Source organism: Limosilactobacillus pontis, from assembly GCF_002940945.1.
Lineage (GTDB): Bacteria > Bacillota > Bacilli > Lactobacillales > Lactobacillaceae > Limosilactobacillus > Limosilactobacillus pontis_A.
This window is the reverse complement of sequence record NZ_PNFV01000007.1, coordinates 1-14071: the sequence shown is the minus strand read 5'-3', so window position 1 is coordinate 14071 and position 14071 is coordinate 1. Positions and strand designations below refer to the sequence as shown.

Sequence of the window (14071 nt, the reverse complement as noted above, 5' to 3'; positions counted from 1 at the left end):
AGTTTAAAATGAAAAATTCCCGTGAGTCACCTCATTTCTTGCTCACGAGAATCTCTAGTTAGTCAAATAACAGCTCGTACATTCGCGGCGTCAGCGGCCGGTCCAATACAAGGTCCATCCCCACCGCCGCCTTTTCCTTTGGACCGAGCAACTCCTCACGTACCGAACCTGGGGCAATTTTGGCGGTGCCAAGATAATAGAACTGCTTACCAGCCGCATCGCTGCGCTTCACAAAGAGGCGCAGTGTTACTGCGGGCTGGTCCGTGCCCACCCCGGCCAGGAGTTGTTGAACCTCAGGTGAGTCCAAATGGCGGGGACTTCGAGTATACCATCGTAGGGACTGGCCATCACGAAGTTCATTGTTGTAAACCGCGTTGCGCTGGTCCGTATCCTTCTTGTGGTAGGTGATAAAGATTGGACACTCACCATCCGCTACCCGGTAGCCATACATGGGCGCGCTAACGTCCAAGGGCCAGTTCAACAGGCGGCAAACGTCACGGCGATCGTAACGGTGGCCAGGCGTGAACATCTGCCCCGGGTCATAGTTATGGCTAAGGGTCAGCCCAGTCGTGACCGCATCCGTCATTAGGCGGTAAAACTCCGGATTGCTACCTAGGTCATCAGCGAGCTGCGCATTCCACTGATAGCCATCCGGGGTCGTCACAAGCAGTGGTCGCCCACCGTAGCGGGCTTTCTTGGTCTCCTTCCCCGCCTTCACATCAAAAAAGCTGAGGGTTAAAATATCAGCTACTGATTGACGGACCGCCGGAGTATCGTAGGCCCCAACCGCCCGCCAGCGTTCCCGCAGGTGAGTAAGCGAGCACGTACCGTAGTTGAGCAGTTCGTCCAAGAGGAGGAGCTCGTGAGGACGCTTCCCATTAAGCAGCTCTTTAGTGACAAAGGACAGGACCCTATTATCGTAGGAACTTAACGTCACCGCTTCACCCATTTTAACTAGAAAGCTACCATAATGGGCTAATCGTGGGTTGTTGGCGAAAACTTGGGGCGCTGTTGACCCGTAGCGGTAAAAGTCATAAAGGTAGGGAACCCGACCAATCTTGTTCTTCAATTCCTGGTAGGATTGGCGGAGGGCCCGCATCGAATCCAACTTTGTCTGAGCCAATGATGTTAAAATCTGGGCGGTAGCGACCCGGTTGAAGTTAATCGTTGACACGCCGATGATTCCCGGCAGGCGGGTTTCTGCTTGGGCACTGTCAACATCGCGGCTGGTGTCGTGGTTGAGGGCCAGCGGGATCAAGTAGTTGTTCTTATAGTTACCAATGAAGTCCAGGACAGTGACATAATCCTTGCCCGGATACTTCCGCAACCCCCGACCGAGCTGCTGGAGGAAGACGATCGCTGATTGGGTGTTGCGCAGCATCACGATTTGATTCAGCGACGGAATATCGATTCCTTCGTTGAAGAGGTCCACCGTAATGATATACTCCAGTTTTCCTGCCTCCAGTCGGTCAACTGCAGTTCGCCGACGGGTCGGACTATCCGTGTTGGTCAGCGCCACGGCGGGATGGCCAGCAGCACTAAATTTGGCAGCCAGCTCGTGAGCCTCCTCCTGACGGGAACAGAAGACTAGGCCCCGCGGCTGCTGGCCACAATAACCATAATAATCTAATTGGTCGAGAACATAGCGAACCCGTTCGCTGGCAACCAAGCGATGAAGACTAGCCGTGTCATCAATTAACTCACCGGCAGGCGTAACGTAGTCTTGAACACCAACATAGTGAAAAGGTGCTAACATTCCCGCCTCCAAAGCGTCCTGTAAGCGAATCTCGTAGGCCAAGTGATAGTCAAAGGCCGCATAAACATCTTGATTATCTGGCCGATCTGGGGTGGCCGTCATCCCTAGCCAAAATTGCGGCTGAAAATGGTCCAGCACCCGCTGATAGCTCGGCGCTGCCACTCGATGGGCCTCGTCAATCAGGATGTAGTCAAAAGCGACGGGACCCAAACGCTTTATGACCTCAGGCTGACTCAGGGTCTGAACGGTCGCAAACAGGTACTTGGCATTCCAATCATGCCGGCCACCGGTCAGCATCCCATAGTCGCTAGCCGGGCCACCAATCACCCGCTGGAAGCTGGTCAGCGACTTGCGGGCAATCTGTTCTCGATGGACCACGTAGAGAAAGCGCCGGGGCCGGAAGTCTTTGACTGCAAAAGCTCCCAAGTAAGTCTTTCCCGTTCCCGTAGCCGAAACCACCAGGCCACGGTGTTCACCAGCTGCTACCAGGGCATGGAGCTCACGTAACGCCGCTGTTTGCATGGCGTTTGGGGTAATTAGCGATGACTGAACGCGTTTGGCTGCAGGATGAACCGGTGGTACCCACCTAGCTTGGTAGTCGGCTAACCAGTGATCATCAAGCAGCTGACTAGTCTGATTTAACACCGTGAGCTGCCGTTCAACCTGGGCCGTTAGGGCTGCATCAGTCGCCGAACTCACCCGTAATACCCACTCCGTATTTTTTAACAGAGCTGACCGGGTGAAATTGGCACTACCGATGTAGGCCGTCTGGTAACCATCATGGTCAAAAAGGTAGCCCTTGGCATGAAAGCCGGCCGACTGGGCGATCCTAACAGTCAAATTGGGAATTTTCAGCAATTCAGCAAAAACGGTTGGTGAATTGAAACCCAGGTAGTCGCCGGTGATGATCGTCCCAGCCACCCCCTTAGCGGCCAGGTCAGCCATCACAACCTTAAAGGGCACCAGCATATTCGGGGTAATGAAGGCCACTGCCCAGGTAAAGCCCCGACAGATCAGCAGTTCCCGCCGCAGACTCAGCCAAAGCTGGTCACCAAATTGGTTGTCCAACAGTGCCGGCGCCAACAACTCGTGGCCCCGGTAGTGCTGGTCATACAGGCCGTTGAGAATAGCGTTTTTTAATATCTCCACGGTTGATTCCCCTTTCTCAAAGCGAAAGGGCCTGGTCATTCCCAGACCCGCATCTTACCAAAACAATAGGCTGCCTATCACCAGGCCACAGAGGGCGCCCACCATCACGTCGCGGGGGTAGTGAACACCGCCGATCACCCGAATAACCGCCAGCAGGGCCGCCAGTGCCAGAAGCACCAGGCCCCAGTACCAGTTGATCCATAAGGCAGCCACCGCAATTACCGTCGCCGAGAAAACGTGACGGCTCGGAAAGGAGTCACCAGTCTTCTCCCGAGCAATCAACGGGTCGATTGGCCACTGTTCATAGGGTCGTGGCGCGTTCAGATGCTGGCGAACAAAGGAGAGCAGGACAAATCCACTTCCCGGAATTAGTACCAATCGGAGGAGACGTGACCAGGCACCGGGCCAGCCTGTGGTAAGTCCCCACCAGGCTAAACTGGCACCCATAATCAGGTAGGCGCCGTACATAATGACCTCAATTCCACGGTTGGCAAGGCACAGGGCTGCTGTCCACCGCGGATGGTGCCGGAAGGGAGCGCTCAGGCGGCGATAGAAGGCCGCATAGTCCCGGGCCATTATGGCAGATCATTCCCGGCGGCCAGGTAGAGGTCATACCACTCCTGCCGGGTGAGAGTCACATCGCTCCCAGCCGCGCTATCCCTAATGTGATCAGGATTCATCGTCCCTAAGAGGACCTGCATGTGAGCCGGATGGCGAAGAATCCAGGCCACCGCAATTGCGTTCTTGCTGACACCGTACTTGGCAGCCAGCTTGTCCAGTTCATCATTTAACGCCGGGAACTTATCACTGTTGATGAAAGTTCCCGCAAAAGTACCGTACTGAAATGGTGACCAGGTCTGAATTGTCATCTGAACGCGCCGGGTATACTCGATCAGTCCGCCATCGCGGTTAATTGCTCGGTCATCTGTCATGTTGGTGTGGAGACCGAAATCGATCATCTCAGTGTGGGCCAGGCCGAACTGGACCTGATCGACCAGCAGTTTCTGGTTCAGTGCCGCCTGAAGCATGGCAATCTGCTGGGGATTGAAGTTAGAAACCCCAAAGTGCCGCACCTTACCGGCCATCTGAAGCTCGTCGAAAGCTGCCGCAATTTCATCAAGCTCCATCAATGGATCAGGCCGGTGGATCAAGAACGAGTCCAGGTAGTCGATCCCCATCCGGTTGAGAATCCCGTCCACAGCACTAATCAACTGGTGCTTGGAGGAGTCGTAGCGAGTAATCTTGTTATCCGCATTAGCGTACAAGCCGCCCTTTGACTGGATATAGAAGTCATCACGACAAAGCCCGCTTTGCTTGAAGGCCTGGCCAAAGTGAATCTCTGAGGATCCCCGACCTAACTGCGGATCATTGCCATAGATGTCCGCCGAGTCAATGAAATTTATACCGACATCATGGGCCGTCTGCAAGGCCACCACCGCCTTGGCTACCGGCAGCGTCCCCATCCTCATGATGCCGAGCGCTACGTTTGAGGCCCGCCAGTTACTGTTGCCAATCTTGACTGTTTTCATTGCCCTTTCCTCCTCATTATCCTTGGTTAACATCACTAATAATCTTAAACGTTTCCTGGAAATTTTACTAGGCAAATCCGTCAACTGGCTAGTCGCCACCCCCAATCTGTGTTAACTTAGATTAATCAATTAGGGAGGAGTAACCACATGAACCAACAAACCAAGGGCGTACTACTGGCGGCCGGCGGTGCCTCACTCTGGGGCGGCTCCGGCGCCGCCGCCCAATACCTCTTTTCCACTACCAATATTTCGACCACCTGGCTGGTCACAGTCCGCCTGCTAACAGCGGGAATTCTCTTAACCGCTATCTCGATCGCGCGAGCACCCCACCAAGTCCGGGCCCTAATCCACCGACGGCGCAACCTGGGCTACCTGCTGGCCTTTGCCATCCTGGGAATGATGAACTCGCAGCTGACCTACTTTTTAGCTGTCAAGTTTAGCAACGCCCCCACGGCAACGGTAATCCAGTACCTCCAGCCGGTAATTATCATCATTTGGCTAGCCATTGCCCAGCGTCAGTGGCCCCGGCGGATTGACTGTGTCTCAATCATAATCGCCCTGATTGGGACTTTCTACCTGGTAACGGGCGGTCACCTCAACACATTAACATTGACTCCAGTGGCCCTTTTCTGGGGACTTTGGTGCGCCGGAGCAGCCGCCCTCTATACACTGTTGCCCCGGCCACTGCTGGAGCACTACGATTCCCTGGCCGTCTGCGGACTCGCCATGCTGGTCAGCGGAATCATCCTCGCGCCATCCTTGTTCACTATCCCCTGGCCCCACCTAGCCAGCGGTGACTGGTGGCTGATCTGCTACATCGTCATCGGAGGTACGATGTTTTCCTACACGATGTTTCTGCAAAGCATCCGTTACATATCACCATCAGTCACAGGAATCCTCAGTGCCTTTGAGCCCCTCGTGGCAACTCTGCTGGCGGTCACTCTTCTTGGCACCCGAATGACTCTGGCGGCTGTCAGCGGCTCTCTGCTAATCCTCTTAACCACCTTTCTCCAGGCCGTTCCGCTACAGAAGATCATGACCCTTTTCAACCATCAAAAATCCCATAATTAGTTTTCAGCCTTATGGAGTTTAATTGTTAAAATCCTAATAGATTTGTTTGGCGTCGTAATCAGAGTTTTCAAGCCTAGCGAACGGAGTAAGGCTATTTGGCTACAAACGACTGATAATTTAGCTCTTGAATAAGTTAATTCCCAGTCCCAGCTTAACCCGATTAATCGACTGTACAAACTAATATTAAATCTTACCGAGGAGCAAATTAATTGAAAACCAAACAGTTAACATTAAATGCAATGATGCTCGCAATCCTCATCATCTGTTCACAGGTTACGATCCCACTTCCCGGCATTCCTCTGACTCTGCAAACCTTTGCCATTGGAATGATCGCAACTCTACTGCCGTTATCGGATTGTCTTTTAACAATCCTCACCTACCTCTTAATTGGGACCATTGGCCTACCAGTTTTTTCAAACTTTAGTGGTGGCCTGCCAGTCCTCCTGAGTCCCCTCGGTGGGTACTTAATTGGTTTCCTTATTTACGGCTTAATTACAAGTTGTATTCTAGGTCTAACAACACGCACCACGGTGACGATCTGCCTAGCCAACCTTTTAGGAGCAAGCAGCCAACTCGTCATCGGTGCCTTATGGCTAATCCCCACTAATCACCTGACACTTTCGCAAGCAATAACAATCGGCGTAGCTCCATTTGTTATTCCCGGGATCCTTAAGCTTTTTCTTGTTGTTATTGTTGCCCAGCGACTAAAAGTTAATCAGTGATTGTATCTAGGCCCTCGGGCTGCCTTATCTAAACAAGAAAAAATCCGAACCATGATTTTTGAAAAAGCCAAAATCGTGGTTCGGATTTTCATATTTAAGAATAAGAAAATTAGCGTTGTTCCTCAACTTTTCTAATTCTGTAATCCCACAAAATGTGCACTTCTTCCCACATTCACTTGTTCTCGCTCACAAATGAAAGCGCTACAATCGAGCTGAATTAAGGAAAAGGAGTGTCATCGATATGCCAATCAAGTTTCATCAAAACAGTCAGGAATTTCACCTGTTTAACGACCGGATCAGCTATATCATTAAGGTTCTGCGCAACGACCAACTCGGTCAGCTCTACTTTGGCCGGCGGGTTCCCGACCGTGCCGACCATTCCTACCTGGTCGAAAACGGCTATCGGCCAGTGATGAGCTACGTTTACGATGATGACTATGACTTTTCTCTCGGCAACGTCAAGCAAGAGTACCCGGCTTACGGAACGACAGACTATCGAATGCCAGCCGTCGAGGTTAAGCAGCCCAACGGTAGCACGGTAACCAACTTCCGCTACCGATCCCACCGGATTTACGCCGGAAAGCCTAAACTAGCCGACCTCCCCGCCACCTATGTCGAAAATAACGACGAGGCTACCACCCTGGAGATTATCCTTCACGATGATGTAATCAACGTCGACCTGACCCTCACCTACACAATTTTTGCCGACTACGATGCGATCACCCGCAGTGTCCGTTTTGCCAACCACAGCGATCAGGACTACCAGCTAACTACCGCAATGAGCATGAATCTTGACCTTCCCGATGATAACTACGACTGGTTACAGTTCTCCGGTGCCTGGGGACGGGAACGGCAACTGAAATGCACCCACCTGCGGCCCGGCATCCAATCTGTCGGTAGCACCAGGGGCGCATCCAGCCACATGCAGAACCCGTTTGTGATTCTGAAGCGGCCTCATACCGATGAATTTCAGGGTGAGGCATATGGTTTCTCCCTCGTCTACAGCGGGAACTTCCTCGCTCAGGCCCAGGTCGACGCCTATCAAGTTACCCGCGTTCAAATGGGAATCAACCCCTTCCACTTTTCCTGGAAACTAGCGCCCGGCCAGAAATTTCAGACCCCCGAGGCAGTAATGGTCTACACCAGCAACGGCCTTAACCAGCTTAGCCAGACCTATCACCGACTCTACCAGCGACGTCTAGCCCGCGGCTACTGGCGAGATCGGCCGCGACCGATCCTGATCAATAACTGGGAGGCCACCTACTTCGACTTTACAGAAGGTAAGCTAGTCCAGCTAGCTAAGCAAGCCCATGAGCTTGGCATTGAACTATTCGTCCTTGATGACGGCTGGTTCGGCAAGCGGACTACCGAGACAGCCGGACTCGGTGATTGGTGGGTTAACCGTGACCGGCTCCCCAACGGGATCAGCGGCTTGGCTGATCGAATCCACCGGCTGGGGATGATGTTTGGCCTCTGGTTTGAACCCGAGATGACCAACCGGGACAGTGAACTCTATCGTCACCACCCAGACTACATCATCCAGACTCCCGATCGGCACCCGTCTCAGGGACGACACCAATATGTCCTCGACTTCTCCCGGCCGGAAGTCGTTGATTACGTCTATAATCTGATCGCCAAAGTCCTGCGCGACGGTCATGTCGATTACGTTAAATGGGATATGAACCGTAACATCACTGAATGTTTCTCGGCGGCCTTTCCTGCGGATCAACAGGGAGAGATCTTCCACCGCTACATTCTCGGGGCCTACCGCCTGTACGAGCAGCTGATTCAGGAGTTTCCAAAGATCCTCTTTGAGTCCTGTGCCTCAGGCGGAGGACGCTTTGACGCCGGAATGTTGTATTACGCGCCACAAGCTTGGACGAGTGACGACTCTGACGCTATCGAACGGCTCAAGATCCAGGCGGGAACTTCGTACTGTTACCCGATTAGCTCGATGGGTGCTCACGTTTCTGTTTGCCCTAACGAACAGGTCAACCGCTACACCCCACTGAAGACCCGCGGCGACGTAGCCTTCTTCGGTGACCTTGGTTATGAGCTCGACCTGACTAAACTACGGCCGGACGAGTTGGCCCAGATCAAGAATCAGGTCAAGCTGATGAAACACTATCGGGTGCTCTTCCAATTTGGCCGCTTTTATCGGCTGAAGAGTCCATTTACTAGCAATATCACTGCCTGGTTGGTAGTGAGCCCCGACCAGCAACAGGCAGCAATGGGCTATTTCAAGGTCCTCAACGATGTTAACGCCCCATACCGGCTCCAGCGGGTCCCCGGCTTGCTGGCGGACCAGAAATACCGGGTTCACGAAGAAGGCGGTCACGACTGCGGAACTTACACTGGTAGTGAACTAGCTAATATCGGCCTGGTTACCTCGGATGCCGAGTCGGAACAATCGGCAGCCACTCGTGATGTCCCTGATTTCTACAGCCGGCTGTTCATCTTTGAGGTAAAGAAAGATTAAGGTGAAACTATGTATCAATTAAGACGAATCATCATGGCCTTCTGTGGCGTGGTACTCTGCGGCTTCTGCGTCGGTATGCTGCAGAAGGCAAACCTCGGCGTTGATCCCTTCACTTGCTTTGTGACCGGAATTGCCAACATATTTAGTTCGACCTACTCGACCTTTTATCTGATCCTAACAGGGGCCCTTCTCCTCATGGTCTTCATCCTAAAGAAACACTACATCGGAATAGCCACCGTGATCAACCTCTTCTTCACCGGAGTGGCAGCAGACGCAATGCACCACCTGCTCGACCTCATGCTACCCCACCCAAGTTTAATCGTGCGCAGTGGTCTGATGGCAATGGCAATTGTATTTACCTGCCTGGCCGCGGCTCTCTACTTCACCGCCGATCTGGGGGTCTCAGCTTACGACGCCATCGCCTTGATTGCCGCTTACCAATACCGGCTCCTACCTTTCAAGTACTGTCGGATGATCACTGACGGTCTCTGTGTCCTGGTCGGTTTTCTTTTCAACGTCACCCTCGGTGTGGGAACGATCATTACCGCCCTGTTCATGGGGCCACTCACCCAATGGTTCCGTACGCATCTGGCTGAACCCCTATTGTCCCGCGGGCAACGCGCCGTGATATAAAAATAAGCGACTGACCAGTAATCAGTCGCTTATTTTGAATTTTGGTTTCGTACCTGCTTCCGGTATTCCCGGGGCGTTATTCCATAGATCCGCTTAAAGATCCTGGTAAAGGAGTTAGCATGATCATAACCGCACTGTTGTGCCACTTCCTCAATCGGTAACGATGAAGATTCAAGAAGGTGTCGGGCCTTGGTAATCCGAAAATTCCGAATGTACTGCCCCGGAGTCAGGTCAGTAGCCCGCTTAAAAAGAGTACTGAGATAACTTCGGTCTAGATTCACTACCTGAGCCAATTGGTCGGCCGAAGCCGTTGCAACATGCTGGGCTAGGTAAGAAATCGCTCGGTCGACATAAGGGTTCTGTTGTGCCGACTGATAATCACTGACTACCGTTGAGTCAGCAATCAGGCTCAAGAAGCGAAGAAGATTGCTATTGGCTCTTAATTCCGCGGCCGGGCTCGTCAACGGGTGCTGGATAATCTGATTGACGCAGTCAGCTAGCTCATAATAATGATCATTATTAAAGATGGGGGACTGCTCCGAGATCGCCAGCTGCTTAATCAAAGCGGTCGCATAGTCTCCAACGAACCCCAGCCAGACATATGACCAGGGTGTCAGTTCGTCAGCAAAATAATAGGTTTGGTAGTTTGGCTCAATGAAGAACCCCTGCCCCGAATGCAGGTGATAGTCGATTCCGTTCACTCGGAAGGTTCCAGAACCAGCCAGAATATAGTGAATCAGGTAGTACGGGCGGACAGCAGGACCAAAACAGTGCCCAGCCATTGTATCTGACCGCCCTACTGAGGTGATTCCCAGCAGACTATCCTTAGCTGGTGAGTAATCAAACGCTATGGCTTTTTCCATTTTCTCCGCCCCCTTTTCCTCTAGTTTACGCCATTCATTTGAATGACGATACCATAAAAATTTATCCCTCTTCCGTATAAGCCTGCCCAGCACGTTTAATCAAATACGTATTAGGCCATAAATAGGAGCTAGGGGCCTCTCATCGGTAATGTGTCTTCAAGTACTTATGAAAATTAGTCCATACACTGGCTAGGCTGTCTAAATACGATCACTACTGGTCACAATATAGTTTTAATTCCAACTTAATTAAAACACTCCATCTCTTTCTATTTTTCGATAATGATTTAAACTACGTCTCTCATTATTATCAATTCCTGATTCTGACTATCAATTACCATAAGGTGAATCGAGGCAACTATCCAACCTCAAAAGTGTTCAACGGAACTTATTATCAAGGGGCTGATAATATAAGTACAAAAAAGGAGTGATGATCGACGTGATCATCACTCCTTTATCATTGCGTGGCAACGTCCTATCCTCGCAGGGAGCGATCCCCCAACTACTTTCGGCGTGTTGAAGCTTAACTACTGTGTTCGGCATGGGAACAGGTGTATCCTTCAAGCCATCATCACCACACTACCCTCTTCGGGTGAGAGCTTGTGCTCTCAAAACTAAACAATATCCAATCTCACCAACAAACCTAACCGCTTCTGCTTGGTTAAGTCCTCGACCGATTAGTAATGGTCCGCTCCATGCATCACTGCACTTCCACTTCCATCCTATCTACCACATCATCTCTGTGGGGTCTTACTTCCATATTGGAATGGGAAATCTCATCTCGAGGCGAGTTTCACACTTAGATGCTTTCAGCGTTTATCTCGTCCATACATAGCTACCCAGCGATGCTCCTGGCGGAACAACTGGTACACCAGCGGTATGTCCATCCCGGTCCTCTCGTACTAAGGACAGGTCCTCTCAAATTTCCTACGCCCGCGACGGATAGGGACCGAACTGTCTCACGACGTTCTGAACCCAGCTCGCGTACCGCTTTAATGGGCGAACAGCCCAACCCTTGGGACCGACTACAGCCCCAGGATGCGATGAGCCGACATCGAGGTGCCAAACCTCCCCGTCGATGTGGACTCTTGGGGGAGATAAGCCTGTTATCCCCAGGGTAGCTTTTATCCGTTGAGCGATGGCCCTTCCATGCGGAACCACCGGATCACTAAGCCCGACTTTCGTCCCTGCTCGACCTGTCTGTCTCGCAGTCAAGCTCGCTTGTGCCTTTACACTCTGCGAATGATTTCCAACCATTCTGAGCGAACCTTTGGGCGCCTCCGTTACCTTTTGGGAGGCGACCGCCCCAGTCAAACTGCCCACCTGACACTGTCTCCCAGCACGCTTAGTGCTGCGGGTTAGAGTGGTCATAATGCAAGGGTAGTATCCCACCAGCGCCTCCAGCGAAACTAGCGTTCCGCTTTCTACGGCTCCTACCTATCCTGTACAAGCAGTACAAACACTCAATATCAAGCTACAGTAAAGCTCCATGGGGTCTTTCCGTCCTGTCGCGGGTACCCTGCATCTTCACAGGGATTTCAATTTCACCGAGTCTCTCGTTGAGACAGTGCCCAGATCGTTACGCCTTTCGTGCGGGTCGGAACTTACCCGACAAGGAATTTCGCTACCTTAGGACCGTTATAGTTACGGCCGCCGTTTACTGGGGCTTCAATTCTGAGCTTCGCCGAAGCTAACCCATCCTTTTAACCTTCCAGCACCGGGCAGGCGTCAGCCCCTATACTTCATCTTACGATTTTGCAGAAACCTGTGTTTTTGATAAACAGTCGCCTGGGCCTTTTCACTGCGGCTGGCCTTGCGGCCAGCACCCCTTCTTCCGAAGTTACGGGGTCATTTTGCCGAGTTCCTTAACGAGAGTTCTCTCGCTCACCTTAGGATTCTCTCCTCGACTACCTGTGTCGGTTTGCGGTACGGGCAGTTAACTACTCACTAGAAGCTTTTCTCGGCAGTGTGACATCAGCGACTTCGTTACTTTAAGTTCACTCCTCATCACAGCTTGTCAACCCGAAGTTAAGCATTTGACTCAACTCCTGACTCGCTGCTTGACCGCACTCTTCCAATCGTGCGGATCGCTTAGCCTCCTGCGTCCCTCCATCATTCAAACGCAGTTAACTGGTACAGGAATCTCAACCTGTTATCCATCGCCTACGCCTTTCGGCCTCAGCTTAGGTCCCGACTTACCCTGGGAGGACGAGCCTTCCCCAGGAAACCTTAGTCATTCGGTGGACAGGATTCTCACCTGTCTTTCGCTACTCATACCGGCATTCTCACTTCTAAGCGCTCCACCAGTCCTCACGGTCTGACTTCGCCGCCCTTAGAACGCTCTCCTATCACGTGCACGAAGTGCACATCCACAGTTTCGGTAATATGCTTAGCCCCGGTACATTTTCGGCGCAGGATCACTCGACTAGTGAGCTATTACGCACTCTTTAAATGGTGGCTGCTTCTGAGCCAACATCCTAGTTGTCTATGCAACTCCACATCCTTTTCCACTTAGCATATATTTAGGGACCTTAACTGGTGATCTGGGCTGTTCCCCTTTCGACGGTGGATCTTATCACTCATCGTCTGACTCCTGAGGATAAATCNATGGCATTCGGAGTTTATCTGAAGTTGGTAACCCATGACGGGCCCCTTGTCCAAACAGTAGCTCTACCTCCACGATTCTTACCTCAAGGCTCCCCCTAAAGAGATTTCGGAGAGAACCAGCTATCTCCAAGTTCGTTTGGAATTTCACCGCTACCCACACCTCATCCCAGCCATTTTCAACTGACACGGGTTCGGTCCTCCAGTGCGCTTTACCGCACCTTCAACCTGGACATGGGTAGGTCACCTGGTTTCGGGTCTATAACTACATACTTCTTACGCCCATTTAAGACTCGCTTTCGCTACGGCTCCGGTTTTTCCACCTTAACCTTGCATGCAATCATAACTCGCCGGTTCATTCTGCAAGAGGCACGCCGTCACCCATTAACGGGCTCCGACAGCTTGTAGGCACATGGTTTCAGGAACTATTTCACTCCCCTTCCGGGGTGCTTTTCACCTTTCCCTCACGGTACTGGTTCACTATCGGTCACTAGGTAGTATTTAGCCTTGCGAGATGGTCCTCGCTACTTCCGACGGGGTTTCACGTGTCCCGCCGTACTCAGGATCCTGAACTGAGGGTGTGACGTTTCGTCTACGGGGCTCTCACCTTCTCTGGCACAGTTTCCCAACTGTTTCGACTACGTCGCACTTTGGTAACTCAAATGTTCAGTCCTACAACCCCAGTGAGCAAGCTCACTGGTTTGGGCTCCTCCCTTTTCGCTCGCCGCTACTCAGGGAATCGAATTTTCTTTCTCTTCCTGCAGCTACTGAGATGTTTCAGTTCACTGCGTCTACCGCTTGCCAGCTATAGATTCACTGGTCAAGCAAGCACCGACTAAGGTGCTTGGGTTTCCCCATTCGGAAATCTCCGGATCAAAGCGTACTTACCGCTCCCCGAAGCATATCGGTGTTTGTCCCGTCCTTCATCGGCTCCTAGTACCAAGGCATTCACCATGCGCCCTTCATAACTTAACCTTGATAACCACTCCGTGGTTATCTCAATTAATTGAGTTAGCGATTATTTCGTTAATAAAACTCAAATAACGCGGTGTTCTCGGTTTATTGTTTTTAATAAATAAAGAAATTAGATATTATTTAGTTTTCAAAGTACAAGCTCTGAGGGTAAACCCCTCAAAACTAAACAAAGTTTCGACAATGTGCAGGTTCCGTTTTATTCCTTAGAAAGGAGGTGATCCAGCCGCAGGTTCTCCTACGGCTACCTTGTTACGACTTCACCCCAGTCATCTGTCCCGCCTTAGGCGGCTCCC

Annotated in this window: 8 protein-coding genes and 3 rRNA genes; 4 read left to right on the top strand and 7 right to left on the bottom strand. The window is 51.7% G+C overall.

Going from position 1 to position 14071, the window contains the following annotated elements; all coding sequences use genetic code 11:
- Nucleotides 1–58: 58 nt before the first annotated feature.
- From CK797_RS06510 to CK797_RS06500, 3 genes are read right to left on the bottom strand one after another with little or no spacing between them, the layout of a single operon-like run.
- Nucleotides 59–2944 (bottom strand): DUF3427 domain-containing protein, encoded by a 2886-nt coding sequence (locus CK797_RS06510; protein ID WP_104688950.1) that lies wholly within the window; start codon nucleotides 2942–2944, stop codon nucleotides 59–61.
- 15 nt (nucleotides 2945–2959) lie between these two features.
- The gene (locus CK797_RS06505; protein ID WP_104688949.1) at nucleotides 2960–3481 is read right to left on the bottom strand and encodes a phosphatase PAP2 family protein; all 522 of its coding nucleotides are present in this window, start codon (nucleotides 3479–3481) and stop codon (nucleotides 2960–2962) included.
- Nucleotides 3481–4434: an aldo/keto reductase gene (locus tag CK797_RS06500; RefSeq protein WP_104688948.1), complete on the bottom strand. Its 954-nt coding sequence runs from the start codon at nucleotides 4432–4434 to the stop codon at nucleotides 3481–3483. Before CK797_RS06500 ends, CK797_RS06505 begins: the two co-directional genes overlap by 1 nt.
- A 147-nt stretch (nucleotides 4435–4581) precedes the next feature.
- On the opposite strand from CK797_RS06500, the gene CK797_RS06495 reads away from it, so the two are divergent.
- The 4 genes from CK797_RS06495 (at nucleotide 4582) to CK797_RS06480 (ending at nucleotide 9339) form a co-directional block, all read left to right on the top strand.
- The gene (locus tag CK797_RS06495; protein ID WP_104688947.1) at nucleotides 4582–5505 is read left to right on the top strand and encodes a DMT family transporter; all 924 of its coding nucleotides are present in this window, start codon (nucleotides 4582–4584) and stop codon (nucleotides 5503–5505) included.
- Nucleotides 5506–5714: 209 nt separating this feature from the next.
- On the top strand, nucleotides 5715–6227 hold the full coding sequence (locus tag CK797_RS06490) for a biotin transporter BioY (RefSeq protein WP_225365036.1): 513 nt from the start codon (nucleotides 5715–5717) through the stop codon (nucleotides 6225–6227).
- 241 nt (nucleotides 6228–6468) lie between these two features.
- Entirely contained in the window at nucleotides 6469–8706 is a 2238-nt protein-coding gene (locus CK797_RS06485; protein WP_104688946.1) for an alpha-galactosidase, read from the top strand.
- 9 nt (nucleotides 8707–8715) lie between these two features.
- Entirely contained in the window at nucleotides 8716–9339 is a 624-nt protein-coding gene (locus CK797_RS06480) for a YczE/YyaS/YitT family protein (RefSeq protein WP_104688945.1), read from the top strand.
- 29 nt (nucleotides 9340–9368) lie between these two features.
- On the opposite strand, the gene CK797_RS06475 is transcribed toward CK797_RS06480, so the two are convergent.
- From CK797_RS06475 to CK797_RS06460, 4 genes are all read right to left on the bottom strand, one after another.
- Complete coding sequence (locus CK797_RS06475) at nucleotides 9369–10202, bottom strand: AraC family transcriptional regulator (protein ID WP_104688944.1); 834 nt, start codon at nucleotides 10200–10202, stop codon at nucleotides 9369–9371.
- A gap of 459 nt (nucleotides 10203–10661) precedes the next feature.
- A 5S ribosomal RNA gene (gene rrf / locus CK797_RS06470) occupies nucleotides 10662–10778 on the bottom strand.
- Between the two features lie 78 nt (nucleotides 10779–10856).
- Nucleotides 10857–13778 (bottom strand): 23S ribosomal RNA (locus CK797_RS06465).
- Between the two features lie 207 nt (nucleotides 13779–13985).
- A 16S ribosomal RNA gene (locus CK797_RS06460) occupies nucleotides 13986–14071 on the bottom strand; the annotation flags it as partial.

Coding starts and splice junctions, on each gene's coding strand:
- CK797_RS06510 (WP_104688950.1), bottom strand. CDS start 2,944: ATGACCAGGCCCTTTCGCTTTGAGAAAGGGGAATCAACCGTGGAGATA.
- CK797_RS06480 (WP_104688945.1), top strand. CDS start 8,716: ATGTATCAATTAAGACGAATCATCATGGCCTTCTGTGGCGTGGTACTC.
- CK797_RS06505 (WP_104688949.1), bottom strand. CDS start 3,481: ATGGCCCGGGACTATGCGGCCTTCTATCGCCGCCTGAGCGCTCCCTTC.
- CK797_RS06485 (WP_104688946.1), top strand. CDS start 6,469: ATGCCAATCAAGTTTCATCAAAACAGTCAGGAATTTCACCTGTTTAAC.
- CK797_RS06500 (WP_104688948.1), bottom strand. CDS start 4,434: ATGAAAACAGTCAAGATTGGCAACAGTAACTGGCGGGCCTCAAACGTA.
- CK797_RS06475 (WP_104688944.1), bottom strand. CDS start 10,202: ATGGAAAAAGCCATAGCGTTTGATTACTCACCAGCTAAGGATAGTCTG.
- CK797_RS06495 (WP_104688947.1), top strand. CDS start 4,582: ATGAACCAACAAACCAAGGGCGTACTACTGGCGGCCGGCGGTGCCTCA.